Genomic DNA, 26273 nt, shown 5'->3' on the forward strand with positions numbered 1-26273 from the left:
GTCCTATCTTTGACCGGACCGCCTCCGTTCAGGCGTGCCGGGTCATCATTTCATTTCGCGGTGCTTGAGGGCGGTCGGGCCCCTTGGCATCGCAGTTCAGCCGGTAGACCCGGCCCATTTTCTCCCGACGCGATTGTTCGATGCGCGCACCGATCACCCGCCGGCACGTCCAGACCCATCCGCCCCAAAGGGATGAGCCCGACATGCGTTCAACGCCCCACAACGTCACGTCTTCAACCATTGCCATCCGGGCCTGTTTCCAGCCCGTTCAGGCGCCCGAAAAGTCCGCTCGCCGGGCAGACAAGCCCATATCCCGCTGCCTTTGTCTGGCTTGGCGGAGTGCTGTTTTGCAGACCCTTTGGGGGAGTGCCGGCGGGACGCAAACACACTCGCGCCGAACGGATCGAAAACTAGGACTCTCCATTGCGCCCGTCAAGAACTAGTGCGAGTTCCTGAATCAAATACTAAATATGGTGGATTGTGGGGGATAACAGGGGGCAGGCCCGCGCCTGTTGTTGAGCCAAGTATCAGTGAGTCCTCAGGGATTCCCAACCGAAAAAATTTGCATCTTGTGGTCCCGCTGAGGCTTCACCCCGCTGTTCACAGGGCAGGTATATTTTTGGATCGCGGGCTTGCCTCCGGGGGACTCACGTAGGGCTACGGTAGGTAAGGGCAGGCATGCCCGCCGGGGTGGTGGTGGGAGGCGCGAATCCGCGCCAAGCTCGGTCAGATTTTGCCGGACTACCCACATGCTTGATTCGACTCGCCCGGTGCTGCGACCGCGCATCGCCCCGGCCGGCCTGATGTTCCTCGCCATCACCTCGGTGGGCTGGGGCTTCAACTGGCCGGTGACGAAATTCCTGCTCTCCGAGCTGCCGCCGCTGACCTTGCGCGGGGTGACCGGCGTGCTCGGTGCGGTGCTGCTGGCCGCGCTGGCGCTGATCCGCGCTGACAGCCTCAGGGTCCCGCGCGAGATCTGGCCGCGGCTCGTGACCGCCGCGCTCCTCAACGTCACCGGCTGGATGGTGCTGATGGGCCTGGCGCTGCTGTGGCTGCCGGCCAGCGAAGCGGCGCTGATCGCCTACACCATGCCGGTCTGGGCCTCGCTGATCGCCTGGCCGGTGCTCGGCGAGCGGCCGACCTTGTTGCGCACCATCGCGCTGGTGATGGCCTTTGCTGGCCTCGCCTCGATCATGGGCGGCAACGGCTTTGCCGCGACCGCGGACAAGCTGCCGGGCATCGTCATGGCGCTGTGCGGCGCGCTCGGCTTCGCGCTCGGCACGGTGTTTTCGAAGAAGTACCCGATCCGCCTGCCGCCGATCACGGCCGCGGCCTGGCAGATCGGGATCGGCTGCCTGCCCATCACGATCATCGGCCTCGCCGTCGAGACCACGCATCTGGAGCGGGTGACGCCGGTCGGCTGGTGGCTGCTGGTCTATTCCACCGTGGTGCAGTTCTGCATCGCCTATGTCAGCTGGTTCGCTGCCCTTGCGCGCCTGCCGGCCTCCGTCGCCGCGATCGGCACCATGGCGGTGCCGGTCATCGGCGTCGTGGCGTCCGCGATCGCGCTGCACGAGCCGCTGGGAGCGGGGCAGATCGCCGCGCTGATCTTCACGCTGGCGGCGGTGGTGCTGGCGACGCGGTAGCACGTGTAGTCATGAAGGGGCTGGCCGCCTAATGTCCTAAGCGGACGCTCGTGCGCGCTCCAACAGGCACGCGGCGGCGAGCAGATCGTGAGTTTCGAACCCTTCACTGAACTGCTCGTAGATCGGAGTGAGCAATCGGACGGCCTTCGGCCGGCGCCCGGCCGCAATCCAGCGCGCTGCAAGATCGGTGGCTACGCGCAGCTCAAAGGTCTTCGCCCCTATCGCGCGCGCCTCAGCCAGTGCCTGCTGTAACAGGCTTTCGGCAAGACGCGGCTCACCTTCGGAAAGGAGTACGGACGCCTCGACCCGCTGAAGCTCCGAACGACACCAGCGCTCTCCCTGATCTTCCTGATGGTGAATAGCCCTTGTGATCGCCTTTCGCGCCTCTGCGATCCGCCCTTGTCGCAGATAAGCGCGGCTGAGGACGGCGAGATAGCTGCCGATCCGCATCAGGAAGCGACAATCGATCAGCTCCTCGATCGCCGCACGGATGTCCTCCACTGCCGCAAGATCTCCGCGCAAATCGCGCAGGCAGGCCGAGAAATAGCGTTCGACCGGAATCCAGCGCGAGATGCGCTCCCGATCCAGATTGCGACGCAGCCGCTCCGTGTAGTGCTCGAGCGCCGCCAAATTCCCGTTTTCAAGTGAGATCGGAAGCGCGGCGAGGCCTAGCGCATTCGACTGCGACACCCAGTGACCGCCGCGATCCGCAGCTTCGACGGCATCGTTGGCCAGCTTCGCCGCATATTCGGCTTGCCCCTGCATCCAGGCCACGAAAGGCAGATTGAAACGAACGGTGATGAAACGATAAACCTCGTTCGCATCCTTCCGCGAACGGCTTTCGGCCAGCGAATAGGTCGCCGCGAGGCGATCGAGAACCAGGCGGCTCTTGCCCAATTCGCCGGCGAAGGCGTGAGCCCATGCCCAAGCGCGATCGGCTTCGGACGTCGCCGTCAGATCACGGTCCCGATCGGCCAGCGCCGTTGCTTCTTCAAGATGGGTAATCGCACGCGGGATTTGACCGATCTGCAGCAGGTAAAAAGCAAACCCCACCAATGCACGTTGCTGATACTCGACATCCCCGGCACGCCTTGCGAAGACAATAGCATCGAGCCATGCAAGCGCATTCTCGTTCGAGAGCTTGCGCGCGTAGAACAGACTCCATCCCAGCGCACAGGCGAGCTTTGCACGGAGCAGATCGTCACAAGCAATGGACTTGGCCAAGCTGAGCGCGGTCTCCAACCGTGCCTGCGCCTCCGAAAGAATCGACGTCTCCGACCACAAGGTGATGCCGGCCACCGCCAGCCTGATCGCGAGGGCAGGGTCCCCTTCCTCGCCAAACGCCCATGACAAAGCTGCCCTCAAGTCCGCGATGCGAGCAAGGTAGCGGTGCGTCCAATCGGCGGGTTCGCGCCAGTTCCACTCCTCCTCGGACTGTTCGAACAGAGCGAGCACCCGCTGCGCGTGACGGTGCAGAGCATGGCGGGAAGCAGCATCAGCCAGCCGGCGCTCCGCTGCATAATGCCGTGTGCTGTCCAGCAGCCGATAGCGAAGGCTGGCTCCTTGCACTTGCGCGTTCAACAGCGATTTGGTCACCAGGCCGCCGAGGCCGGTGACGACGTCGACCGGCGTGAGCCCCGCAGCCTCCGCGACAAAAACGGCATCCTCGGCGTCGAACGCGCCACTGAACACCGACAGCAAGCCGAACAGTCTGGCTTCCCTCTGTGACAGGAGCTTGAAGCTCCAGTCGATCGTCGCCATCAGGGTTTCATGACGCGGCGTCGCGCCGTCGATACCGGGGGCGCGAAAACCCAGGTTTTGATCGAGAAGCGTCACCAGTTGGCGAGGCGTGAACCTGCCGAGCTGGGCTGCCGCCAATTCAATGGCCAGAGGAAGGCCGTCGAGCGCGTGGCATATCCGGGCGACCGCTTCGCAGTCGTCATCGACGAACTGATAGTCCGACCACTCTGCGGCGGCGCGGACAAACAGCTGCACCCCGGGGAATTTGATGGCCTGATCGATTGTAAGGGCGGAGCCGGGCCTGGGCGAGCCAAGCGAACCGAGCCGCATCAGATGCTCAGCGGGGGTGCCGAGCGGCTCGCGGCTGGTGGCCAGCAGCCTGGAAGACGATGTGTCGGTCATGAACCGGCCGGCAAACATGATGGCGGCAGGCAACACATGTTCGCAATTGTCCAGAACCACCAGCATTTGGCGCGACCTCAGATAATCGAGGACGGCAGTCATGTTGTTGTCCGGATTGCCCCTGACCCCCAAGGCCGTTACCAGCGCAGCGCCAAAGAGCATGGGATCAGCAATTGTCGCGAGATCGACGAAGCACACGCCATCACGGCAGTGGGGTGCGAAGACCTGTGCTGCTGCAATGGCGACCGTCGTCTTGCCGATGCCGCCCGCGCCTGTCAGCGTGACATGCCTATTTCCGATCAACGCCTGGGCAGTATCGGCGATTTCGGCTTCGCGACCAACGATGCCTCGCACCACGGGCGGCCTCGACAAGCTGGCCGGCTCCGCATGCGCAAGTTCGTCCCCGATCTCGCCGATGCTGGCTTGCACATCCGCAATGAACTTGTAACCCCGCCGCGCCACCGTTGCGATGTAGACGGGTTCAACCTGCGTGTCGCCCAGCGAGCGCCTCAAGCTCCACATATTGACCTTGAGATTGCTGTCGTGGAGGAAGGTGCCGGGCCAAGCGGCCTCCATCAGCTCATTCTTGCTGACGAGTTCGCCGCGACGCTGCACCAGCAGCTGTAACAGCTCAAAGGCGCGGCCGCCCATTTTGACCGGGTGGCCATCGAAAAGAAGAAGCTGGCGGCGCGGAACGAGTTGGAATGGCCCAAAGGAAAACGTGAGTTCCTCTCGACGCCGGCCTGTCTGCAATGTCTCCGTGGTAGCCCGCATTCTTCACTGCCAAACGACGCGACAATCCGCTGGAATATCATGCGTCGCAAGGCTGCTGAACACCGCGATTTTGAAAAAGCACGATCGCAGCCAGCATTTTGTCGCAGGATCGGAAGCGTTCCTTCAGCTTCGCTCGGGCCCTGCCGCGAACGACAGATTTACCTGATTTAACCGACCCGCACCGCTCACCGGACTATAGTCGCCGGATCGAAGTTTCGTCCGTCCGAAAGGTATCGCAATGAAACACCTGATCCTGGGAGCACTCCTCTCCATGGCGGCCACCCTTCCTTCGTTCGCGCAGACGCCCGCAAGCAAGCCCGTCTCGATCGTTCTCGTACACGGCGCCTTCGTTGACGGCTCGGGCTGGAAGGCTGTCTACGACATTCTCACCCGCGACGGTTATGAGGTTTTGGTCGTCCAGAACTCGACTGCAACGCTCGACGGTGATGTCGAGACAACGCGGGAGGTCATACGCAAGGCGGGAAAGCCGGTCATTTTGGTAGGCCACTCGTATGGCGGCGCCGTCATCACCGAGGCCGGAAGCGATCCTAAGGTTCGCAAGCTCGTCTATATTGCCGCTTTCGCGCCAGACGTCGGAGAATCCGTCTACGAGCTCGCGACGCGTCCTACTCCGGGCGAGGCTGGAGCACCATTGTTGCCGCCGAGCGGCGGATTTATTCTGGTTGATCCGGCGAAGTTTCCGAGTGCGTTTGCGCAGGATGTCGATCCGTCCATCACCGCCTTCATGGCCGCAGCACAAGTTCCGTGGGGACTCAAAGCTGTCGAACACAAGATCGTTGGCGCAGCATGGAAAGACAAACCCGTACACTACATGCTGACAACGCAAGATCACATGATTCCGCCTAGCACACAGCGCTTTATGTCTTCGCGAACAAAAGCAAAAATTACCGAGCTGTCGAGCAGCCATGCCGCGATGCTCTCCCACCCGCGGGAAGTTGCAGCCTTCGTCGAAAGCGCGGCCGGAGAAGCAGATTGATATCACCGTCACTCTAAACAAGGGCCGGTTTGAATAGGCTTGTTGTCCTTTCTTCAGCGGCCCGCTCTACGGTGCGGGAGCCCCAGCTGCCCAGCGCCGGGTTGGCGGCAATAGGACGACATTTGGGCTTAGTGCCTTCGCAAGACTCAAGGAGAATATCATGACTCAGCACGTCCTGGTTATCGTCAGCAACGCAGCCGCGATCGGTCCGAAAAATCGTAAGACGGGCTTCTTTTTCGCCGAGGTCGCGCATCCGTTCGATGTGCTGGACAAGGCAGGCATTGCCGTTGAGTTCGCCTCTCTAAGGGGCGGATGGACGCCATATGATGCCTACGACGAGAAGGATCCTGCGCAGAAGGCTTTTCTCGAGAGCAAGGCCTTTCGCCGCTTGAATCGCAGTCGTAAACTAGCTGAGGTGGATGCTGCCGATTACGAAGCCATCTTCGTGCCAGGCGGTCTTGGACCGATGGTCGACATTCAGCGTAACCCCGTTGTTCAGAATGCAGTCGTGCGCGCCTGGAGCACTGGGAAGTTTGTAACTGCCGTTTGTCACGGTCCGTGCGCGCTGCTCGGGGTAGACCTGGGCGATGGCAAGCCGTTCGTGCAGGGCAAGAAGCTCACATCGTTCTCGAAGAAGGAAGAGTACGACTACGCGCGCGAAGACGTTCCTTACGAACTTGAAGATGCCTTGCGGGCAGAGGGTGCCGAGTATACGTCCGCAGCAAACTGGCAGCCTCACGTCGTCGTTGACGGACGCCTCATCACTGGCCAGAATCCCGCCTCGGCCGGGCCCATGGCCAAGGAGTTGCTGGCGGCACTCAGAAAATAAAGAACAGGCAGCCGAGCCATCGCCTGGCTGACCTGAACGCCGCAGTCACCCTGAAAAGGCCTAGTCGATGACAATGCCGTCGAAGATTACTGCCATTTTAGTTGCTCACCCGGGCAAGAGCGTTGAGCTTAGAGAACTGCTTGTTGGTCTGGCGCCGCATTGCAGGGCCGAACCTGGCAATCTGCGCTGGGACGTCTGGCGCGACAGTTCGGACGATCATCGTTACGTCCTTGATGAGCTTTACCGGGACGCCGCGGCGGTCGAAGCGCACCGAACCTCGCAGCACTATCAGGCCTATTTGGCCAAGGTTCCCGAACTGGCGGAACGTACGGCAGTCATCGCGAAAGCCGTGGATGTTGGATGATGGGGATCACGCCGCGAATGGCCCAATCGCCATTCGTAATGGCCGTGCGCGTTTACCACACCGACGTTTCCAGGTGGGACTTCGACCAAGGCGCGCGAGCCAGAAACACTAACCGGCCACCCCGCCTCCCAGCGCCTTCCTGATCATCTCGGCGAGCTGGTTGCGGCGGTAGGGTTTTGTCAGGAGCATGACGCCGTCATCGAGCTTGCCGTGGTGGACGATGGCGTTGTCGGTATAGCCGGAGGTGTAGAGCACCTTAAGGCCGGGGCGGATCGTCGCCACCTTGTCGGCGAGCTCGCGCCCGCTCATGCCGCCGGGGATGACGACGTCGGTGAACAGCAGATCGAACGGCTGGCCGGCCCGGATCAGCTCCAGCGCGGCCTTGCTGTCGGGCGCGGCGACGGTCTGGTAGCCGAGGCTCTGGAGCTGCACGGTGACGAAGTTGCGCACCAGCGGATCATCCTCGACCACGAAAATGGTCTCGGCCCCGCCTTCCGCCGGCGGCGTCGTGGTGGGAGCCACTTCGGCCATGCCTTCGCCCGGGGGCAGATAGAGCTTGATCGTGGTGCCGTGGCCTTCCTCACTGTAGATCTTGATGTGGCCGCCGGACTGCTTGACGAAGCCGTAGACCATGGAGAGGCCGAGGCCGCTTCCCTTGCCGACCTCCTTGGTGGTGAAGAACGGCTCGAACGCCTGCTGCTGCACCTCGGCCGGCATACCGGTGCCGGTGTCGCTGACGGCGAGCATCACGTAAGGGCCGGGCCGCACGTCGGGATTGTTTTGCGCATAGGCCTGGTCGAGCACGACGCGGTGGGCCTCGAGCAGCAGCTTGCCGCCGTTCGGCATGGCGTCGCGGGCGTTGATGGCCATGTTGAGCAGGGCATTGGTGAGGCGGGACGGATCGATGTGCGCGGTCATCTGCCCCTGTTCGAGCACGGTCTCGATCTCGATCTGCTCGCCGAGGGTGGGGCGCAGGAGTTTCGCGATGTCCGCGACCGCGGCGTTGATCTCGACGTTGCGCGGCTGGAGCGGTTGCCTGCGCGCGAAGGCGAGCAGATGCTGGATCAGCTCGGCGCAGCGTTCGGCGGCCTCGTCGATCAGGCGCGCCACGCGCTGGAGGTCGGGCTGCTGCTTCAGGCTTGCCACCAGCGTCTCGGTATTGCCGGAGATCACGGTCAGCATGTTGTTGAAGTCGTGCGCGACGCCGCCGGTGAGCTTGCCGATCGCATCCAGCTTCTGCGACTGGTACAATTGCCGCTCGGTCTCGCGCGAGGTGGTCGCGTCGTGATAGACCAGCACCGCGCCGGAGACGTTGCCTTGCCCGTCCAGCATCGGCCGGCCGCTGATCATGAGATGGCGGGAAGGATTGCCGCTGTGCGGGCGGACGATCATCTCCATGTTCTCGAACGGCTCGCCGCGCAGCACGCGTGCCGACGGCAGCTCGTCGGGCTTGAGCGGGGTGACGCCGTCGCCGTGAAGCACGCTGGACATCGCGCGCAGATTGCGCAGGTTCATGCCGGTCCGGTGCAGCAGCATGCGCTCCGCGGCCGGATTGGACAGAAGGACGTTGCCCTCGGCATCGATGACCAACACCGCCTCCGCCATGCTGTGAAAGGTGCTCTGGAGCACGTTGACCGACAGGCGCAGCTCGTCATGCGCGTTGACCAGATGCTCGGTGCGCTCGGCCACCGCGGCCTCGAGCTGCTGATTGGCGGCCGTGGTCTCCAACAGCGTGCTCTTGAGTGCGCCCTCGCTGCGCCGGCTCTCGCGCATCATCATCACGACCAGCAGCAGGATCACCAGCGCGCCGGCGACGTCGATCCCGAGCAGCACGATGCCGGTGCGGCGCGAATCCTGGGAGCGCGCCGCGAGCAATCGTTCTTCCTCTGCGCTCAAATGATCGAAATTGCCCATCACCGTGTCCATCAGGCCACGGCCCTCGCCCTTGCCCTGGACCGCGGCAATGCCGGCCTGATCGTTTCCGGCGCGCAGGCGCATCACTTCGGCGGCGATCTCGATCCGGCGCAGCGCCAGCGGCTCGGTGCCCTCGAGCAGCGCGACATGTTCGGGAGTGTCACGCACGCTGCGCTTGAGGTCGGCGAGTGCCGGTGCGATCCGGGCGTGCACCGCCTGGAATTCTTCGCTGAAGCTCGGGTTGCGATAGATCTCGTAGCCGCGAGCGGCGCTCTCGGCACTGCGTATCAGCACGCGCAGGTCGGAGATCTTCTTGAGCACCTGGACGGTATGATTGACCCAGGCCGCGTCGGACCGTGACTTGACGTCGAGGCCGATCGAGGCTGCGGTGATGATCAGGAGGATGGCAAGTCCAGCACCGAGAATGACGCGCTGCGTTGGGATCAAGGGGCTTCTTTCTTGTCCTTCGGCTGCGAGCCATCGCCCGGCGCGGCGATGCATTCCCGGATCGTGGTCAGCAGCGCGTCCGGCGTGAACGGCTTGCGCAGGCAGCGGGTGGCGCCGAGTTCCAGCGCCATCCGGAGGAAGTCGGGGGAGGGCGAGGCGGACGACGCGAAGGCGTAGCCGGACATCGCGATCAGCGGAACCGCCGGCGCGCGCTCGTGAAAGATGCGAATGGATTCGAAGCCGCGCATGTGCGGCATGAAGATGTCGACCAGCATCACGTCGAAATTCTGTGTTTCGAGCGCAGCCAAACCCGTTTCTCCGCCGTCAGTCAACGTGACGTCGAAGCCCTGACGTTGGAGGAGGACCTCGATGGTCGCGCCGACCATCGGATCGTCATCAACCACGAGAATGCGCGGCATGACACTTCCCAGTCATCGAAGTCCCCACAGCCAAGTTGATACAGGTGAATCGCGCGTCGGGTCAATTTGGGATTGGATAAGGGTAGATATGCACGGTGCGGTGAATAGAGGTCCACTCGCATCGGTTGCGCGCGGCATCGCCGATGACGAATACGAGGCGAGCGAAACAGGGTGAGGTGCCTGAATGAAAAAGGCGCCGCATCGCTGCGACGCCTTCTTCTTCAAGTGTTGCAGGTCGTACTACGGGCAGGGATGACGCTGGCCGTCATAGCCGAGATAGGTGCCGGACGCCGGATCGTAGGACTTGAAGCGCTGCGCGCAGTACGCCGTGGAGTCGCCGCCGGTATCGGGGACCACGGCCACTGACGGCTCATCGTAATAGCTGTCGCCGTAGTAGTATGGGTCGTCATAGTAGCCGCCGCCGTAATAGGCGTATGAGCCGAGGCCGCCGATCGCAGCACCCGCCGCGACACCGGGCCAGAAGCCGCCACCGTGATGGCGCCAGCCGCCGCCGTGCCAATGACCGCCGCCGCCATTCCAGTGGTGACCCCCGGCTGCTGCGAAGCTTCGTCCGCCGCCGCCGTTGAAGGATGCTCCGCCGCTGGGACGCGCGACTGCACCTGCTGCGAAGTTACCGCCGCCGCCCATGCGTGCGCCGCCACCGCCAAAGTGAGCGCCGCCGCCACCGAAGTGAGCGCCACCGCCGCCACCGATGTGAGCACCGCCGCCGCCGAAGTGGGCACCGCCACCTCCGCCGAAATGCCCACCACCCCCGCCACCGCCATGTCCGGGACCTTGCGCGAAGCTCGGCGTCGCCAACGGGAGAACCAGTGCCACGGCCGCAGCCGCGCTCAACACTCTCAGACTTTTCATGATCAAACTCCTTTTCCCGGAAGCAAACCCCATGAAAGGGCCGTAGTTCCTGGGATCACGGCGGTTTGCGTGCGAGGACAAGCTTTCATGGCCACGCTGTATCCGGCATGAACGGATCGCGTCCGATTTGCGGCAGCGTTCCGTGCCGGGAGACCGCATCTGCAGCAGGGCACCGCCGCCCGCGCCGAACTGGACATTTCGCCGTCCGGATGGCATCACGACCCGACGAAGCAGGGCCCTTGCCGCATGAAACAATTCTTCCTGAAGTTCTTCACCTGGTGGAATGGCCAGACGTTTGGCACCCAACTCTGGACCAAGCGCTATGGCGAGCTGGTCGGCCAGGACGAGCAGGGCAACCTCTATTATCGCACCCGTGGCGGGGTGATCGACCCGACGCTCGGCTTCGAGCGCCGCTGGGTGGTCTATAACGGCTATGCCGAGGCCAGCCGTATCCCGCCGTCCTGGCACGGCTGGATGCACCACACCGTCGACGTGCCGCCGACGCAGGACAACTACCAGCCGCGCGAGTGGGAAAAGCCGCACCAGCCCAATCTCACGGGCACGGCGAACGCCTACCGTCCCTCAGGCTCGACGCTCGCCAGCGGCAAGCGGCCGAAGGCGACTGGCGACTATCAGCCCTGGACCCCCGGCTAGGCTTCCGATCCCCGTCTCAATCCTTGTCGTGGGAGTGGATGCACCCGCATCCGCCTCGCCCTACTGTGGACAACGGGAACAGCGGGGATGAGTCCTGCGCGCTGGTTGCGGCCACGCGGGGGATGCGGCTCAATGGTCGCATCTTACGGAGATGGGAGACCATCGCGTTCGGTTCGGGCAACAGTTCGCGACTGTCCCGAAATGCAGCGGTCGCCGACCAGGACTCGATCGGGAGATAGGCCCCCGGTCTGGAAGCTCCGAAATCGCCCGATGAAATGTGCAGCCGCCGTAAGACAGGAAAGGCCGCTCGGGAAACCGGGCGGCCTTTTTCTTTCGTAGAGGGACAACGGGATGTCGCGTGCCCCGGACGCTGCGCAGCACGGAGTGATGCGCTGCAGAGCCGGGGCCCATGCATCAGCACCCGTGTGGCTTCCTGGGTCTCGGCTCTGCGCAGCATCGCTGCGCGCCGCAGCGCGTCCGGGACACGAGAGTGGAGACTAGGTCATCCGCTCGGCTGCGCGCTTCACTGCTTCGAGGCGGCGAGCCTGGTTCGCTGCGCCGCGCTCCCTGAGCAACGCCAGCACTTCCGCCGGCGCGGCATCGGGCGAGCCTGCATTGAATGGCGGGGCCGGATTGTATTCGAGCTGAAGCTGGATCACCTCCGCGGTGGTGCGATCGACCATGATCGACACCAGGGTCAGCGCGAAATCGATTCCGGCGGTGACGCCGCCGCCGGTGATGCGGTTGCGGTCGACGCAGACGCGCGTCTTGGTCGGCGTCGCGCCGAACTGAGCGAGCATCTCCATCGCGCTCCAATGCGTGGCGGCGCGGTAGCCCTTCAAGAGGCCGGCGGCGCCGAGCGCCAGCGATCCCGTGCAGACCGAGGTGACGTATTTGGCGCCCTCGGCCTGGCGGCGCAGGAAACCGAGCACCTCCTCGTCATTGAGCAGGTCGTTGGTGCCGCCGCCGCCGGGCACGCAGATCACGTCGAGCTGCGGGCAGTCGGCGAAGGTCGTCGTCGGCGTCAGCGTCAGCACGGAATCGCTCGGAACCGGCTCGATCCGTTTCCAGATCAAATGCAGCTTTGCGCCGGGTACGGAGGAGAACACCTGCAAGGGACCCGTAAAGTCGAGCTGGGTGACGCGCGGAAACACCAAGAGACCGATCTGGAGCGGGGACGACATGAGAGCCTCCAATTATGAGCTTGACGGACGCAGCCTGTCATGATGCCATTCTGTCCAAAATGGCGTATTTCCCTCGCTTTCGGACATGACCATGATCGGCATCCTGATCTTCCCGGACTTCCAGTTGCTCGATGCGGCCGGCCCGATCTCCGTGTTCGAGATCGCGGCGCGCTGCACGGGCAAGACGACGACCGGGATCCGCGTGCTGGCGGTGAACGCGGGGCCCGTGCGCAGCTCGTCCGGCGTGGAGATGATGGCGCGCGACTTCAAGTCGGCGAATGCGATCACGACGCTGGTCGTGGCGGGTGGCGCGGGCGTGACGGACGCCGCGCGTTGCGAGGTCACGCGCGCCTTCGTGCAGCGGCTGGCGCGGCGGGGCGTGCGGGTCGCGAGCGTCTGCTCGGGCGCCTATGTGCTGGCCGAAGCGGGTCTGCTCGACGGGCGTCGCGCCACCACGCATTGGGGACGCACGCGGGATTTCGTCGCGCGCTATCCCAAGGTGAAGTTCGAGCCGGACCAGATTTTCACCCGCGATGGCAATGTGTGGACGTCGGCAGGCATCACGGCGGGCATCGACCTTGCGCTCGCGATGGTGACGGAGGATCACGGCGAGCAGATCGCGCAGGACACGGCGCGGCAGCTCGTGCTGTATCATCGCCGCAGCGGCGGCCAGTCGCAGTTCTCGTCACTTCTGGAATTGAAGACGCCGAACGGCCGCTTCGGCGCGCTGTTGTCCTGGGCGCGCGAAAACCTCGACGCCCGCTTGACGGTGGAAAATCTCGCCGATCGCGCCGGCATGAGCGCGCGGCATTTTGCCCGCGCCTTTGCCGCCGAGACCGGCACGACGCCCTCGAAGGCCATCGAGCGCTTGCGCATCGAGGTTGCGCGCGAGCGCGTGCAGTCCTCGCGCGAGGCGATCGAGCTCGTTGCGGAGACGACCGGCTTCGGCGATCCCGAGCGGATGCGGCGCGCCTTCATCCGCGCCTTCGGCCAGCCGCCGCAGGCGCTGCGGCGCGCGGCAAGGGCCGGGTAGGGAGAATTGATCAATTGGAGAGGCCGATTTAGCGGGTGAACAGACTTGCATAGTGCGCGGCCTTGCTTCACCCGTTGTAGACGATGTGTGCAACACGTGCCGTCGCCGATACCGATGCAAGGAACCCCAATGACTGATCGAGAAAAGATTCTGATTGCCCTTCGCGAAAAACCTCTGAAAATTTTCGAGGTCATGAAGCGCGTGAACATCAAGAATCAGGACGACTGCCAGTCGCTCCTGTTGAAGATGCGTGACGAAGGCGCTGTGAAGTTCGATATTCACAAGGGACATTGGCGCGCCGCGTGACGACATTCGCTCGGTCACCAGCGGTCTCGCGTTGGCAGAGCGAACAAGACTTGCGTGTTGGCAAGACTTGCGTGTCAAGACTTGCGGATTGGTTCAGCCCGATGCGGCCTTGCCGCCGGTTGCCGCGGCGCCCGAGGCCTGCGCGCGCGCCGTCAAGCGCCGCGCGATCGGCATCAGCATGTAAGGCGCCAGGTGAATGGGAAACTGCGTCATCGCGAAATAGAGCCAGGTGGTGGGCGGCAGCGCGCCGGCGGTCGCGGCGAGCATCAGTCCCAGATTGCGCTGTGACACCATCAGCCCGAGCGCCAGCGCGCGCTCATAGCCGATGCGGCGGAACAGCAGCGTGGTGACGGCGAGCAGGGTGAAATAGATCGCGAAGGCGAGCGCTGCGAAGCCGAGGGTGGAGACTGGCCGGGCGACGAGATCGCTCGCGACGTCGCCCATGATCGCGGTCGCGAAGACCAGCAGAATGACGATGTTGAAGCCGTCGATCGGCTGTCTGTGGCGCTGGATCGCGGCCGCGCCGCAGACTTGTCGGAGCACGGTCGCGGCCAGCAGCGATGCGGCGAGGATGCCGAGCAGCTTCAGCCCCAGCGCCGGCGGCGAAATGCTGAGCATGCCATCGAGGAACAGGCTCGCGAACAGCGACGCCGTGAACGGCACCAGCGCGGTCGCGCTCACCAGCGTGACCAGCACCAGCGTGGCATCGAGGCCCATCAGCGCGGCGAGCGCCGGCGCGGCCATCATCGGAGACGCTATGCTCTGCAGCATCAATGCCAGGGCAAGGTCGGGCGCGTGCGCCGTGAGCCCGCTGGCGTGGACGACCAGCCCGACGATCACAGGCACGCCGATCATGGTCCAGACGGTCGCGGTCGCGACCAGCGCCGGCCGACGCAGATGGCCTGAGAGCGCGGCGAGGTCGACCCGCATGAAGGAGATGCAGAGCAGAACGAAGATCGCCTCGGTGACGTAGGGGCGCAGCAACGCCCCGAGCGGCGGCACCGCGAGCGCGATGAACACGACGGCGGCCACCGCGCGGGTGCCCTGGCCGCCAAGCCATGTCAGCCCGCGCAGGGGGAGGGCGAATATGCTTTGAAGAACCGGCGGCATCGGGATTGGCGTTTCAGCCCAGTCCTTTCAGCCACGCGCCGATCTCGCTCACGGCGACATTGGCCTCTCGCAGCAATTTTCCGATCGTGAAGAAGCCGTGGAACTGGCCGGGATCATGCTTGGTAACCACGGGCGCGCCGGCCTGCTGGACGGCCTTGCAGACGGCGGCGGCATCGGGATCGAGCACGACGGGCATGGGGGAGCGACCTCTGGGTCTTTTAGTTATGGTTGGAGTTCGTTTTGGGTCGGCGCCGCCTCAGCCGCCGGGAAAGGTGCTCGACTATCCCATCCGGGGGCCGATCTGGCCAGACCGGGGCGGGAAGGGCAGGGATGCCGCCCTTCCCCCGCCGTATTCGCCGTGTTAACCGGATGGCCTGCGAGCGGCGGTATCCCCTGTAGAATGTCCAGCAAGCCCGATTCGCTGTTGAAGCCGCGCGAGATGTTTCGAACATTTACCCTGACAGGCCTTGCGGCGCTTCTGGCCGCCACCGCACTGACGGCTGCAACGCCGGCGCAGGCGCAGATCGGCACGATCTTCTCCGATCCGCCGCCGCTGCGGCCGCCCGGCAACATTCCGCGTGGCCAGCCCCAGCCGCAGATCCCCGACGACGATGAAGAAGTGCCGGAGCTGCCGCCGCAAGGCCGTGTGCTGCCGTCGCGCCCGATGGCGCCCCCGCCGGGCCGGCAGGGCAATGTGATGCCGGGGCCGGTCGAGAGCCAGCCTCTGGCGCCGCCGCCCGGTTCGAGCGCCGCTCCGCCAAACCAGCCGCCGCCCGTCGCGGTCGCTCCGTCCAATCCGCAAGGGGCCCCGGGCGCGCCCGGTCAGCGCCAGCCACAGCAGAAGGGCGGGCCGGGCGGCGCAGTCCCGCAGACGCCGGCGAGCCTTCAGCCCGGCGACGAGGTCGTCACCGAGCCGCCGGCCCAGAAGATCGTGAACAAGAAGGCGACCTTCTCCGGCCTCGACAAGATCACCGGTCGCATCATCAATTTCGACGAGGAGATCGGCGAGACCGTGCAGTTCGGGGCGCTGCGCGTCAAGACCGACGCCTGCTACACGCGGCCCGCGACCGAGGCCGCCAACACCGACGCCTTCGTCGAGGTGGACGAGATCACCTTGCAGGGTGAGGTGAAGCGCATCTTCTCCGGCTGGATGTACGCGGCAAGTCCGGGCCTGCACGGCGTCGAGCACCCGATCTACGATATCTGGCTCACCGACTGCAAAGAGCCGCAGCAAACGATCGCGACCGCGGCACCGGATCCCGGCACCAAGCCGGCGACGCCACCGCCGCCGCCAGCGCAGAAGAAGGCCGCGCCCAAGCAGGTGCAGCAGCGTCCGCCGCAGCCCTTGCCGCCGATCCAGCAGCAGCAGCCGGCACCTCCGCCGCCCGAGCAGCGACCGGGTCTGTTCGGTATCCCCGGGTTTGGCCGCTAGGCCACTCCCCCGGGTTCGGCCGGTAATATCCCTGACTATCGCCGCGCGGCGATGATCTCGAGGGCGCGTGCGCCCGGGATCGCTTCGCCGGCGGAGAGCCTCAGGAAATCCCCGGGTTCGCCCGCGAGCGCCTTGTCGAGCAGCGCCGTGTAGCGCCGCCGCGAAATCTCGGCCGCGCCAAAACTTTTCAGGTGCTCGGTGACGTATTGGGTGTCGAGCAGCTCGAAGCCGCCATGGATGAGCCGCGCGACCAGATGCACCAGCGCGACCTTGGAGGCATCACGCGCGGTGTGGAACATGCTCTCGCCGAAAAAGGCCCGGCCCAGGCTGACGCCGTAAAGGCCGCCGACGAGGTCCTCGCCCTGCCAGGCCTCGACGCTGTGGCAATGGCCGAGCTCGTACAGCCCGCCATAGAGGTCGCGGATGCGCTTGTTGATCCAGGTGTCCTCGCGCCCGGCCTGCGGCGCGGCGCAGCCGGCGATCGTGGATTTGAAGGCGGTATTGACGGTGACGCGGAATGAATCCGAGCGCACGGTGCGCGCCAGCCGCGAGGCCACGCGAAATCCGTCGAGTGGGATGACGCCGCGCAACTCCGGCTCGACCCAGAACAGGGTCGGATCATCGGCGCTTTCGGCCATCGGAAAGATGCCGCAGGCATAGGCGCGCAGCAGAACGGCCGGCGTGATTTCAGACGGGGCAGAGTCGCGCGAAGTCATGGCTCGCCACATTAGCAGGATCGCAATGCGGTTGCGATGGGCGGTGCGGTCAGTTCGCTGCGGCAGCAGCCGGCTTGTTATCGGCTGCCGGTACACGGCGGAACCTCAACATGATTCGGGTTCCGGAATGGGTGGGATCGCGCTCGACCGAAGCGTCGAGCTTGGTGGCCATGGCTGCGACGATGCGCTGGCCCATGCCGGTGGAGCGCGGATCGGCCTTGACGTTGTCGCCGACGCCGTCGTCGCTGATCGACAGCAGGAGATCGTCGCCATGCGAGGTCAGCTCGACATGGATCGGGCCGGCGCCGTCGGGATAGGCGTATTTCACCGCGTTCATCACCAGTTCGTTGACGATGATGCCGACGGCGACCGCACGGTCTGGATCGATCTCGATCGGTTCGGCCTTCAGCGTCAGGCGCGACATCCGGTTGCCCTCGGCCGAGCGCCTGAGATCCTCGAGCAGCGAGTCCAGATACTGGTTCAGGACCACGCTCTTCAGGTCCTGCGAGGTGTAGAGGCGGCGGTGCACCTGCGCGACCGCGGCGACGCGGCCCATCGCATTGGTCAACGCAGCCTTGACCTCGTCCTGCGCGGCGGAGCTGGCCTGCAGGTGCAGCAGGGAAGCGATGATCTGGAGCGAGTTGCCGACGCGGTGGTTGACTTCGCGCAGCAGCAGCTCGCGTTCGGCTGCAAGCGCAGCGTAGCGATCGCGCGAGGCATGGATCTCGGCTTCGGCTTCCTCGCGCGCCTTCTGCAATTCGGCCTGGCGCAGCGCGCCCTCGGCCGCGACGTGAAGCAGGGGGATGAAGTCGCCCTTGACGTCCTTGACGAGATAATCGGCCGCGCCAGCCTTCAGCGCCGTCACCGCAATGCTGGAATCCTGCGACGCCGTGACGAACACCACCGGCGGCGCGCCCGGGATCGCCATGATCTGCTCCAGCGTCTCCAGCCCGTCGAGGCCGGGCATGTACTGGTCGAGCGCGACCACGTCGATGCCGCCGGTCGTGCCCGCGCGGCGGATGTGCTCGAGGCCTTCCTCGCCGCTCACGGCGTGGACGACCTTGTAGCCGCGCCGTGTCAGGCCGCGATCGACCAGGCGCGCCAGCGCCCCGTCGTCGTCGATGTAGAGCAGTGTGGGCATGCGCTGGTTCATGGGGCGGCGGGCGGAACCTGGATGACCGAGAAGAACAAGCCGAGCTGCCGGATGGCATTGGCGAAATTCTCGTAGTTCACGGGCTTGGTGATGTAGACGTTGCAGCCGAGCTCGTAGCAGCGCTTGATTTCCTGGGAATCGTCGGTGGTGGTCAACACCACCACGGGCGAGGCCTTCAAATATTTGTTCTCCTTGATCTGCTTCAGAATGTCGATCCCGGTCATGTCGGGCAGGTTGAGATCGAGCAGGATCAGGAGGGCATTGCCCTTCTGCACGAGACCGCTGCCGTCGGGTCCGAACAGGTGTTTCATCGCGTCCGTGCCGTTGGCAAAGGAGATGATCTCGTTGTTGACGCCGGACCTTCGGATGTTCCGCTCGATCAGCCGCGCGTGTCCTTCGTCGTCCTCGATCATGATGATGCTGACGGGTTGAGTCATTGATCCGCGTTCCGGTTGCTGGCGTTCCAGGTGATGGGCAGCGTGATGGTGAAGGTACTGCCCGTATTCAGTTCCGATGATACCGACATGGTGCCGCCGAGGCGACGCACAAGTGCACGCACATGCGCAAGACCGATGCCCTGACCGGGCTTGTCCTGGGTTCCGGCGCGGCGAAACAGGTCGAATATCCGCTGGTGGTCCTTGGGGTCGATGCCGCGGCCGTTATCGCTGATCTCGAAGATAGCGTAGCCGAGCTTGGTGCGCCCGCGGATTCTGATCTCGCCGGGGACGCCGGGCTTGAGATATTTGATGGCGTTGTCGATCAGATTGGAGAAGATCTGCTCCAGCGCCAGGCGGTCGCTGACGAGATTGGGCAGGGGGGCGACATGGATCTCCGCCTGCGCCTCGGCGGCCTGATGCGCCAGCGTCGATACGATCGCTTCGATCAGCTCGGCGGTGTCGATCTTTTCGGGCTGGAACTCGCGCCGGCCCTCGCGGGTGAGATTGAGGATCGCCGAGATCAGGCGGTCCATCTTGGCGATCGACGACTTGATGAAGCCCAGCGCTTCGGAAAAATCCGCTGAGAGCTGCTTGTCGGCACCTTCGAGCGCGATCTCGCCGTCCGGCAGCGGCGGCCCGTCGGCCGGGACGTGGGTAAGGCCGCCTATACGGCGGAAAATGTCGCCGCCGAGCTCTTCGAGTTCGCTGGTGAAGCCCATGATGTTGACGAGTGGCGAGCGCAGATCGTGGCTGACGATATAGGCAAAGCGCTGGATCTCGTTATTGGCTTCGCGCAGATCGGCCGTGCGTTCGTCGACCACGGCCTCCAGATTGACATTGGCATCGCGCAGGCGGGCCTCGGCATCGTCACGGGCGCGGGCCGAGCGCCGCACCAGCCAGATCGAGATCAGCGCCAGCAGCACGACGAGGCCCGAGCCGATGCCGGTCATCGACGCGGCCAGGGTCTGGCTGCGGTCCGAATTGACCGTTCGGAGCCGGAACAGCCGTTCTTCTTCCTGGATCATCTCGGTCGCGACTTTGGCGATTGCGGCTGTCGCGTCCGTGGAGACAACCTCGCGGACCAGCGCTGCGGCGTTCTCCGGCTCACCCCGCCGGAGGAAATCCATCTCCTGCGCGAACTGGCCGAGACGGGTCTCGATCGCCGCGCTCAGCTTCTCGATGTTCTCGCGTTGCGCCGGATTGTCGCCGGTCAGGCGCGTGAGCTTGTCGAGAGCCGGGACGACGGCCGCCACGGCCTTGTCATGGTCGACCTTGAAATCCTCGCCCTGTGTCAGGAGGTAGCCCCGGGCGGTGCTCTCGGCTCGGCGGATTTCCAGCAGGAGGGCGTTGATCTGGTTCTCCGCCTCGATGGTGTGAACCACCCATTTGCTGTCGTCTCTCGCCTTGTTGACGAGGTAGACGGAGCCGGCGCTGATCACGGTCAGCACCAGCAGTCCCGCTGCGAACAGCAGGATCTGCCAAAACGTACGCCGTCGCTGCGCGTCAGCGGTCACGACGGTCTCGCTCGATCAGGCTTGCCGGACTTCAAAACGCCCCCTCGGAACTGTCCCCACGTCCTAAACGCGATTAGGGCCAAAGGGTTCCATGCGGAGGGACGGCTACTTCGGGGCGGGTTCCGCCTTGCCGGCGAGATATTGTTCCAGCCAGTGGATGTGGTAGTCGCCGTTGATGATGTCGTCTTCGCGCACCAGAGCGCGGAACAGCGGCAGGGTGGTCTCGATGCCCTCGACCACCATCTCGTCCAGCGCCCGGCGCAGCCGCATCAGGCACTCGCCGCGGGTCTTGCCGTGCACGATCAGCTTGCCGACCAGCGAGTCGTAATAAGGCGGGATCGTGTAGCCCTGATACACGGCGGAATCGATCCGCACACCGAGCCCCCCGGGAGGGTGATATTGAGTGATGCGGCCGGGCGAAGGACGGAAGGTCTGCGGATTCTCGGCGTTGATGCGGCACTCGATTGCGTGGCCGATGACCTGGACCTCTTCCTGCCGCGCCGGCAGGTCGCCGCCGGCGGCGATGCGGATCTGCTCCAGCACGAGGTCGATGTCGGTGATGCTCTCAGTGACGGGATGCTCGACCTGGATGCGCGTGTTCATCTCGATGAAGTAGAACTCGCCGTCCTCGAACAGGAACTCGATCGTGCCGACGCCGAGATATTTCATCTCGCGCATCGCCTTGGCGCAGGTCTCGCCGATCTTGGCGCGGGCCGCCGCAGTCAGCACGGGCGAGGGGCCTTCCTCCCAGACTTTCTGGTGGCGCCGCTGCAGCGAGCAGTCGCGTTCGCCAAGATGAATCGCGCCGCCGCGGCCGTCGCCGAGGATCTGGATCTCGATGTGGCGCGGCTTCTGCAGATATTTTTCGAGGTAGACGGAGGCATCGCCGAAGGCGGATTTGGCCTCGTTGGCGGCCGTTGACAGCGCGACCTGAAGATCGGCCTCGCTCTCGGCCACCTTCATGCCGCGGCCGCCGCCGCCCGCCGCGGCCTTGACCAGCACGGGGAAGCCGATCTTCCTGGCGATCGCCATTGCGTCGTCGTTGGGGCCGACCCCTCCGTCGGAGCCGGGCACCACGGGAATGCCGAGCTTCTTGGCCGTCCTTTTGGCCTCGATCTTGTCGCCCATCAGGCGGATGTGCTCGGCCTTCGGGCCGATGAAATGCAGATTATGCTCGGCGAGGATTTCGGCAAAGCGCGCGTTCTCCGACAGGAAGCCGTAGCCGGGATGCACGGCATCGGCGCCGGTGATCTCGCAGGCCGCGAGCAGCGCGGGGACGTTGAGATAGCTGTCCTTGGACGCCGGCGGCCCGATGCACACGCTCTCGTCCGACAGGCGCACATGCATGGCATCGGCGTCGGCGGTGGAGTGCACGGCGACGGTCGCGATCCCGAGTTCCTTGCAGGCCCTGAGGATGCGAAGGGCGATCTCGCCGCGATTGGCTATGAGGATCTTGTCGAACATGGTGTCCTTATTGGACTGACGCGCGGAAAGCGGCGAGGGCGATGAGACCACCCTCGATCGTCACTCAATGATCACGAGCGGCTCGCCGTACTCGACCGGCTGGCCGTCCTCGATCACGATCTGCGTCACCGTGCCGGCGCGCGGCGAGGGGATCTGGTTCATGGTCTTCATGGCTTCGATGATCAGCAGCGTCTGGCCGACCGAGACCTTGCTGCCGACCTCGATGAACGGCTTGGCGCCGGGCTCTGGCGCCCAATAGGCGGTGCCGACCATCGGCGAGGTCACGGCGCCGGGATGCTTCGACAGGTCGGCAGCGGCAGGCGCGGAGGCGGCTGCGGCCGCGGGGAGGGCGGCGGGGGCGGCCGCCATTTGCATCGGCATGGTCGCGGCGACGCTGATGTTGCGGGCGACGCGCAGGCGCAGGCCGGCACGCTCGATCTCGATCTCGGTGAGGCTGGTCTCATCGAGCAGCAAGGCAAGCTCACGGACGAGGGCGGAGTCCTCGCTGGAAAACTTTGCGGCTGCTTTGTCGTCTGGCTGGCGCGCCATGTTGTTTGATCCGAATGTTCTGTGTGAAGGGGGAGCGTCAGGCTTTGGGCTTGATGCCGAGCTTGGCGGCAAGGCCCTGGATGGCGAGGCGGTAGCCCTCGATGCCGAAACCGCAGAGCGAGGCGAAGGCCGCGCGCGCGGTGTAGGAGTGATGCCGGAAATTCTCGCGGGCGTGAATGTTGGTGACGTGCACTTCGACCGTCGGGATCTGCACCGCGAGCAGCGCGTCGTGCAGCGCGATCGACGTGTGCGAATAGCCGCCGGCATTGATGATGATGCCCTTCATCTTGCGGGCATGTGCCTCGTGGATGAAGTCGATCAATTCGCCTTCGCGGTTGGACTGCCGGCAGTCGGCCTTGAGGCCGAACGTGGCCGCCGTTTCCCGGCACAGCGCCTCGACGTCGGGCAGCGACGCATGCCCGTACTTCTCGGGCTCGCGCGTCCCCAACATGTTGAGGTTCGGCCCGTTCAGGACAAGGATCGTGTCGGTTGCTGGTTCGGCCATTCCAATCCCGCAAGAGGTGCTTCGGCGTGGCGGGGGTTATAGGTAACAAAGCGCGTGAGGGGAAGCCTTGAAGGACCTCCCAGGTGGCTTCAGATAGCTCATCCCAGGTGCAAAAACCTGTGCGCAAGCTACGGAAATCGCTTGTTAACCAGTCCGAAGCATGGCTGCCGGCCGGCGTGTGCGGGAAGACGCCGCCCGGTAACCCAAAAGCCCCTGCCGATCTCTCGGCAAGGGCTCATTTGGAGCTTCAGCGAAGCGACTTAGCCTTCGATAATGTACACGATCTCGCGCGTCTGCGGACGAACGATGACATACCGCCCGTGCACCAAGATCACATCATAGCCGCGCCATTCCGGATAAATCTCGACGATCCGCGGGGGAAGCGGATGGAAATGAACGCTGGCCGGGATTGTCGTGCCGACCGAGATGTTGAAGTTGACGTTGGTCGTTTCCTCGATCTTGGTCGACTTGATCGCGGATGTGATCTCGGTCCGCTTCTCGGGCGGCGGTGCAGAAGCGGTCGCGGAGGCCGTGCCGGTCGTGGTCTGAGACTTGGTATCGGCGGCCTTGTTGTCCGCACCCTTGGTCTGGCTGTCTGCGCCCTTGGTCTGGGCGTTCATGTTGCCGCTCTTGGTGTCAGTCTCCGTGCTCTTGGACTTGTCCGTCTGGGACTTGTCCATCGTGCTCTTCGACTTGTCCTGCGCTGCCTTGTCCTGCGCTGACTTGTCATGCATGGACTTGTCTTGAGCGGACTTATCCTGCGCGCCCTGGGCGTGCTCACCCTTCGCCGCGCCGGCCTTCTCGTCGGTCGCGTTCTTGTTCATCGCGCCGGACTTGTCCATCCCGCCCGACGACTTCTCCTCGGCTGCTCCGCCGGACTTCATGCTGCTGGAGCCGCCAGCCTGACCGACGGTGCCCTTCTCATGGGCGGATTCCTTACCCATCGAGCCGCCGCGTTCGGCGGCGCCGCCGGAAGGCTGCGAATGCTGCATCTGCGCACCACCGGCGCCGCCACCGCTGTCGCGGTTCATGGTGCCCTGTGCGTTCGCCAGACCGGTGCCCGCGACGAGCGCGAGTGTAGCAACCGAGATCATAAAGCGGTTAGACATGGAATTCTCCTCACGTGTTCATTTGCGTCATTGCCCGCGCCGACAACGAAAGGAGATTTGAGTAGTTCCGGAACTTTGGTGGTTCCGAGGCTTTTGTTTGTTGAACGCCAGATGAACGCGCGCGCCAGATTTCGGCGCAATGAAAAGACCGGCTTTTCAGCCGGCCTTTTGCATGCGTGAGTTGTAGACCTAATCAGCGGATCGCCTTGTTAGCAAGTCGCCTTGCCGCAGCGGGCCACAGCGATCTTTTCCTTCAGGCTATCGACGCCGACGGCGCCGACAACGATCTGCTTGCCGATCACGTAGCTCGGCGTGCCGTTCATGCCCATTGCTTCGGCGAGCTTGAAGTTCTCCTCGATGGTGCTGCGTACCTCGGCGCTGCCGATGTCCTTTTCGATCTTCGCGACGTCGAGGCCGGCTTCCTTGGCCGCCTGAAGCGCGCGCGCCTTGTCGGCCGCGCCACGACCGCCGAGCAGCTTCTGGTGGAAGTCGAGGTACTTCTTGCCGGAGGGATCCTGCATCCGCACCGCGACCGCGACCTGGGCTGCTTCGACCGAGCCCTGGCTCAGCACCGGAAACTCCTTCAGCACCACCTTCAGCTTCGGATCGGCCTTCATGAGGGTGAGCATGTCGTCCATCGCGCGCTTGCAGTAGCCGCAATTGTAGTCGAAGAACTCGACGAAGGTGACGTCGCCGTCCTTGTTGCCGAGCACGACCTGGCGCGGCGAGTTGAAGATCGCGTCGGAATTCTGCGCGACGCTGGCCTCGTGCTTCTGGGTCTCGGCCGCAGCCTGGCGCTTGGTGAGCTCGGCCATCGCTTCCTCGAGCACCTCTGGATGGGTGACGAGATAGTTCCTGACGATCGCCTCGATGTCCGTGCGCTGGGCATCGGAGAAGCTGTCGGCCGACGCGGGCGCGGCTGCGCCGAACATGGCGAGCGCAAACAGCGCGGGAGCAAGCAGGCGCAGCGAAGGCATAGGCAAATCCTCTTATCCAAAGCAGGTTTCGGAAAACGTCCCGGCGGACTTAAGCTCGGTGTCGTGACGTCGTTTCGTAAGGCGTCGTTTCGTAAGGCGTCGTGGTGTAAGGTCGTCTTGGTCTTGTCAGTTGCGCGGCGGTTTCGACGCCACGATGTCGTCGGCCTTGACCCATCCGGGCGTGCCGACGGCGAAACGGGTTTTCGCGCGCGTCGCAAGCTCGCGGGCGGTCTTGTTGTCGCCGCGCAGGTAAGCGGCCTGTGCCGACGCCAGATCCGCCTCGGCATAGTCGCCCTTCCGGCCATACGCCATCGCGAGCTGCATGTAGCCGAGCACAGCCTCCGGTTCCCGTGCCACGGCGGCCCGGAGAATCCGAACGGCGTCATCCGTGTAGGCCTTATTATCGGACCCAACCAGAGCCTGCCCAAGTAACATCTCGATGAGGGGCGCGTTGTTCGAAAGTGCGACAGCCTTGCGCAGGGCAGGGATTGCCTCGGCCGGCTTGCCGCCCTCCAGCAGGGCCTGCCCGCGTACCTCGTAAAAATACGCATTGTTGGGTTGGATCTGGATCAGCGCGTCGATCTGGGTGAGCGCGCTGCGCAAATCGCCATGCAGATAGGTGCTGATGGCGCGGGCGTAGCGCGCCGGCAGGCTGTCGTTGGTCAGGGGGTAGCGGCGGTACACCGTCTCTGGCCGTTCCATGAAGGCGGAGATCTTGGCGCGCACCATGTCGTGGCGGAGCTGGAGCGCGGGATCGTCCTTCTTGTCCCAATAAGGGCTGGCGCTGGCGAACTCCTGCAGTGAAGCGACGCGCTCGGCGGGCATCGGGTGCGACTGGAGATAGGGATCGGCGCCGCGTGCCGCGAACAGGCTCTCGCTGGTGAAGCGCTTGAAGGTCTCGTACATGCCCTTCGGCGACTGCTGGGTCGCGGTCAGGAATTTCACGCCGGCGCGGTCGGCATTCTCTTCCTGCTGGCGCTGATAGGACAACAGCGACCGGCGGATCATCTCCTGGGGACCGGCCATCGCGGCCGCGCCGGCATTGGCGAGACCGTTGTTGCCGGAATTGCCGCCACGGGCGCTGCCTGCGGCAATCGCGCCGGCGCCGAGCAGCATGGCGATGATCATCTGGGTCTGGGCATTGGCGAGCTGCTCGCGCAGCTTGGACAGATGGCCGCCAGCCAGATGTCCGGTCTCGTGCGCGAGCACGCCGATGATCTGGTTCGGCGTCTCCGACTGGAGGATCGCGCCGTAATTGACGAAGATGCGGCGGCCGTCGGCGACGAAGGCATTGAACGAGCTCTCGTTGATGATCACCATCTGGATGTTCTGCTTCTCCAGACCGGCGACGCGCAGGATCGGGCGCGTGTATTCGCGCAGCAGCTGCTCGGTCTCGGTGTCGCGCAAGATCGGCGGCCCCTTGGCCTGCGCGTTCGCGGCGGAGAACGGCGTCAGCGCGATCGCAGCCGCCGCGACGAGGGAGGTGAGGGCGGTGGCCTTCTTGCGCAATGCGATCTGGAACAACATCAAACGGTCTGGGTCAAACGGTCTTGTCGGCAGGCTTGTTCAAGCATTCTTGGTGAAGCAGTTTGGTGATTGGTTTTGGCGATTGGCGGCGGACCGGATACGCGATATGCCCCTTTGAGCCGTACCCCTTATGAGCCGTACAATGCGGCCAGTCTGGGGCGCAAGCACCCCGTTTCTCCGGGTCGGACGGATCGGCCC

General features: G+C 64.5%; 25 protein-coding genes and 1 pseudogene. 8 read left to right on the forward strand and 18 right to left on the reverse strand.

Going from position 1 to position 26273, the window contains the following annotated elements; all coding sequences use genetic code 11:
• Positions 1-28: 28 nt before the first annotated feature.
• Complete coding sequence (locus BRA471DRAFT_RS36920) at positions 29-247, reverse strand: hypothetical protein (protein ID WP_007609686.1); 219 nt, start codon at positions 245-247, stop codon at positions 29-31.
• Between the two features lie 502 nt (positions 248-749).
• Between BRA471DRAFT_RS36920 and BRA471DRAFT_RS18050 the strand changes: the two genes are divergently transcribed.
• Complete coding sequence (locus BRA471DRAFT_RS18050; RefSeq protein ID WP_007609688.1) at positions 750-1646, forward strand: DMT family transporter; 897 nt, start codon at positions 750-752, stop codon at positions 1644-1646.
• Positions 1647-1682: 36 nt separating this feature from the next.
• Here BRA471DRAFT_RS18050 and BRA471DRAFT_RS18055 read toward each other — a convergent pair whose 3' ends face one another.
• Positions 1683-4562, reverse strand: a complete 2880-nt coding sequence (locus BRA471DRAFT_RS18055; RefSeq protein ID WP_007609690.1) for a winged helix-turn-helix domain-containing protein — start codon at positions 4560-4562, stop codon at positions 1683-1685.
• A 238-nt stretch (positions 4563-4800) separates the two neighbouring features.
• Between BRA471DRAFT_RS18055 and BRA471DRAFT_RS18060 the strand changes: the two genes are divergently transcribed.
• From BRA471DRAFT_RS18060 to BRA471DRAFT_RS36925, 3 genes are all read left to right on the forward strand, one after another.
• Positions 4801-5559: an alpha/beta hydrolase gene (locus tag BRA471DRAFT_RS18060; protein WP_007609695.1), complete on the forward strand. Its 759-nt coding sequence runs from the start codon at positions 4801-4803 to the stop codon at positions 5557-5559.
• Positions 5560-5719: 160 nt separating this feature from the next.
• Complete coding sequence (locus BRA471DRAFT_RS18065; RefSeq protein ID WP_007609697.1) at positions 5720-6388, forward strand: type 1 glutamine amidotransferase domain-containing protein; 669 nt, start codon at positions 5720-5722, stop codon at positions 6386-6388.
• Positions 6389-6455: 67 nt separating this feature from the next.
• Positions 6456-6752 (forward strand): putative quinol monooxygenase, encoded by a 297-nt coding sequence (locus tag BRA471DRAFT_RS36925; RefSeq protein ID WP_007609699.1) that lies wholly within the window; start codon positions 6456-6458, stop codon positions 6750-6752.
• A gap of 108 nt (positions 6753-6860) precedes the next feature.
• On the opposite strand, the gene BRA471DRAFT_RS18070 is transcribed toward BRA471DRAFT_RS36925, so the two are convergent.
• From BRA471DRAFT_RS18070 to BRA471DRAFT_RS18080, 3 genes are all read right to left on the reverse strand, one after another.
• The gene (locus BRA471DRAFT_RS18070; protein WP_007609701.1) at positions 6861-9113 is read right to left on the reverse strand and encodes a CHASE3 domain-containing protein; all 2253 of its coding nucleotides are present in this window, start codon (positions 9111-9113) and stop codon (positions 6861-6863) included.
• Complete coding sequence (locus BRA471DRAFT_RS18075; protein WP_007609707.1) at positions 9110-9532, reverse strand: response regulator; 423 nt, start codon at positions 9530-9532, stop codon at positions 9110-9112. Before BRA471DRAFT_RS18075 ends, BRA471DRAFT_RS18070 begins: the two co-directional genes overlap by 4 nt.
• A gap of 240 nt (positions 9533-9772) precedes the next feature.
• Positions 9773-10405 carry a BA14K family protein gene (locus BRA471DRAFT_RS18080; RefSeq protein ID WP_007609709.1) on the reverse strand — a complete coding sequence of 211 codons (633 nt, stop codon included), beginning with the start codon at positions 10403-10405 and terminating at the stop codon, positions 9773-9775.
• Positions 10406-10651: 246 nt separating this feature from the next.
• Between BRA471DRAFT_RS18080 and BRA471DRAFT_RS18085 the strand changes: the two genes are divergently transcribed.
• The gene (locus tag BRA471DRAFT_RS18085; RefSeq protein ID WP_007609711.1) at positions 10652-11059 is read left to right on the forward strand and encodes an NADH:ubiquinone oxidoreductase subunit NDUFA12; all 408 of its coding nucleotides are present in this window, start codon (positions 10652-10654) and stop codon (positions 11057-11059) included.
• A 497-nt stretch (positions 11060-11556) separates the two neighbouring features.
• Here BRA471DRAFT_RS18085 and BRA471DRAFT_RS18090 read toward each other — a convergent pair whose 3' ends face one another.
• On the reverse strand, positions 11557-12243 hold the full coding sequence (locus tag BRA471DRAFT_RS18090; RefSeq protein ID WP_007609716.1) for a DJ-1/PfpI family protein: 687 nt from the start codon (positions 12241-12243) through the stop codon (positions 11557-11559).
• 91 nt (positions 12244-12334) lie between these two features.
• Here BRA471DRAFT_RS18090 and BRA471DRAFT_RS18095 point away from each other — a divergent pair, with 91 nt between their 5' ends.
• Both BRA471DRAFT_RS18095 and BRA471DRAFT_RS38915 read left to right on the forward strand, forming a co-directional pair.
• On the forward strand, positions 12335-13276 hold the full coding sequence (locus tag BRA471DRAFT_RS18095; RefSeq protein WP_007609721.1) for a GlxA family transcriptional regulator: 942 nt from the start codon (positions 12335-12337) through the stop codon (positions 13274-13276).
• A 129-nt stretch (positions 13277-13405) separates the two neighbouring features.
• Complete coding sequence (locus BRA471DRAFT_RS38915) at positions 13406-13582, forward strand: hypothetical protein (protein ID WP_007609723.1); 177 nt, start codon at positions 13406-13408, stop codon at positions 13580-13582.
• Positions 13583-13675: 93 nt separating this feature from the next.
• Here the strand turns inward: BRA471DRAFT_RS38915 and BRA471DRAFT_RS18100 are convergent, their stop codons facing one another.
• Positions 13676-14692 carry a hypothetical protein gene (locus tag BRA471DRAFT_RS18100; RefSeq protein ID WP_007609725.1) on the reverse strand — a complete coding sequence of 339 codons (1017 nt, stop codon included), beginning with the start codon at positions 14690-14692 and terminating at the stop codon, positions 13676-13678.
• 13 nt (positions 14693-14705) lie between these two features.
• A pseudogene (locus BRA471DRAFT_RS18105) lies at positions 14706-14843 on the reverse strand (alpha/beta hydrolase); the annotation flags it as partial.
• 249 nt (positions 14844-15092) lie between these two features.
• On the opposite strand from BRA471DRAFT_RS18105, the gene BRA471DRAFT_RS18110 reads away from it, so the two are divergent.
• On the forward strand, positions 15093-16124 hold the full coding sequence (locus BRA471DRAFT_RS18110) for a DUF2155 domain-containing protein (RefSeq protein ID WP_007609727.1): 1032 nt from the start codon (positions 15093-15095) through the stop codon (positions 16122-16124).
• Positions 16125-16159: 35 nt separating this feature from the next.
• Here the strand turns inward: BRA471DRAFT_RS18110 and aat are convergent, their stop codons facing one another.
• The 10 genes from aat to BRA471DRAFT_RS18160 all read right to left on the reverse strand — a co-directional run bounded on the left by aat (position 16160) and on the right by BRA471DRAFT_RS18160 (position 26075).
• Positions 16160-16840: a leucyl/phenylalanyl-tRNA--protein transferase gene (gene aat, locus BRA471DRAFT_RS18115; protein WP_035974067.1), complete on the reverse strand. Its 681-nt coding sequence runs from the start codon at positions 16838-16840 to the stop codon at positions 16160-16162.
• A 49-nt stretch (positions 16841-16889) separates the two neighbouring features.
• The gene (locus tag BRA471DRAFT_RS18120) at positions 16890-17993 is read right to left on the reverse strand and encodes a sensor histidine kinase (protein WP_007609729.1); all 1104 of its coding nucleotides are present in this window, start codon (positions 17991-17993) and stop codon (positions 16890-16892) included.
• Positions 17990-18430: a response regulator gene (locus tag BRA471DRAFT_RS18125; RefSeq protein WP_007609730.1), complete on the reverse strand. Its 441-nt coding sequence runs from the start codon at positions 18428-18430 to the stop codon at positions 17990-17992. Before BRA471DRAFT_RS18125 ends, BRA471DRAFT_RS18120 begins: the two co-directional genes overlap by 4 nt.
• Positions 18427-19944: a CHASE3 domain-containing protein gene (locus BRA471DRAFT_RS18130; RefSeq protein ID WP_007609732.1), complete on the reverse strand. Its 1518-nt coding sequence runs from the start codon at positions 19942-19944 to the stop codon at positions 18427-18429. Before BRA471DRAFT_RS18130 ends, BRA471DRAFT_RS18125 begins: the two co-directional genes overlap by 4 nt.
• A 105-nt stretch (positions 19945-20049) precedes the next feature.
• Positions 20050-21408 carry an acetyl-CoA carboxylase biotin carboxylase subunit gene (accC, locus tag BRA471DRAFT_RS18135; RefSeq protein WP_007609734.1) on the reverse strand — a complete coding sequence of 453 codons (1359 nt, stop codon included), beginning with the start codon at positions 21406-21408 and terminating at the stop codon, positions 20050-20052.
• Between the two features lie 60 nt (positions 21409-21468).
• Positions 21469-21957: an acetyl-CoA carboxylase biotin carboxyl carrier protein gene (accB, locus tag BRA471DRAFT_RS18140; RefSeq protein ID WP_007609736.1), complete on the reverse strand. Its 489-nt coding sequence runs from the start codon at positions 21955-21957 to the stop codon at positions 21469-21471.
• 37 nt (positions 21958-21994) lie between these two features.
• Positions 21995-22462: a type II 3-dehydroquinate dehydratase gene (aroQ, locus tag BRA471DRAFT_RS18145; RefSeq protein WP_007609738.1), complete on the reverse strand. Its 468-nt coding sequence runs from the start codon at positions 22460-22462 to the stop codon at positions 21995-21997.
• A 260-nt stretch (positions 22463-22722) separates the two neighbouring features.
• Positions 22723-23571: a DUF1236 domain-containing protein gene (locus BRA471DRAFT_RS18150; RefSeq protein ID WP_007609739.1), complete on the reverse strand. Its 849-nt coding sequence runs from the start codon at positions 23569-23571 to the stop codon at positions 22723-22725.
• A 209-nt stretch (positions 23572-23780) separates the two neighbouring features.
• A complete protein-coding gene (locus BRA471DRAFT_RS18155; RefSeq protein WP_007609740.1) occupies positions 23781-24548 on the reverse strand; it encodes a DsbA family protein in 768 nt (255 codons plus the stop codon).
• Between the two features lie 126 nt (positions 24549-24674).
• On the reverse strand, positions 24675-26075 hold the full coding sequence (locus tag BRA471DRAFT_RS18160; protein WP_007609741.1) for a M48 family metalloprotease: 1401 nt from the start codon (positions 26073-26075) through the stop codon (positions 24675-24677).
• Positions 26076-26273 lie beyond the last annotated feature (198 nt).

Origin of the sequence: Bradyrhizobium sp. WSM471, assembly GCF_000244915.1 — a bacterium.
GTDB lineage: Bacteria > Pseudomonadota > Alphaproteobacteria > Rhizobiales > Xanthobacteraceae > Bradyrhizobium.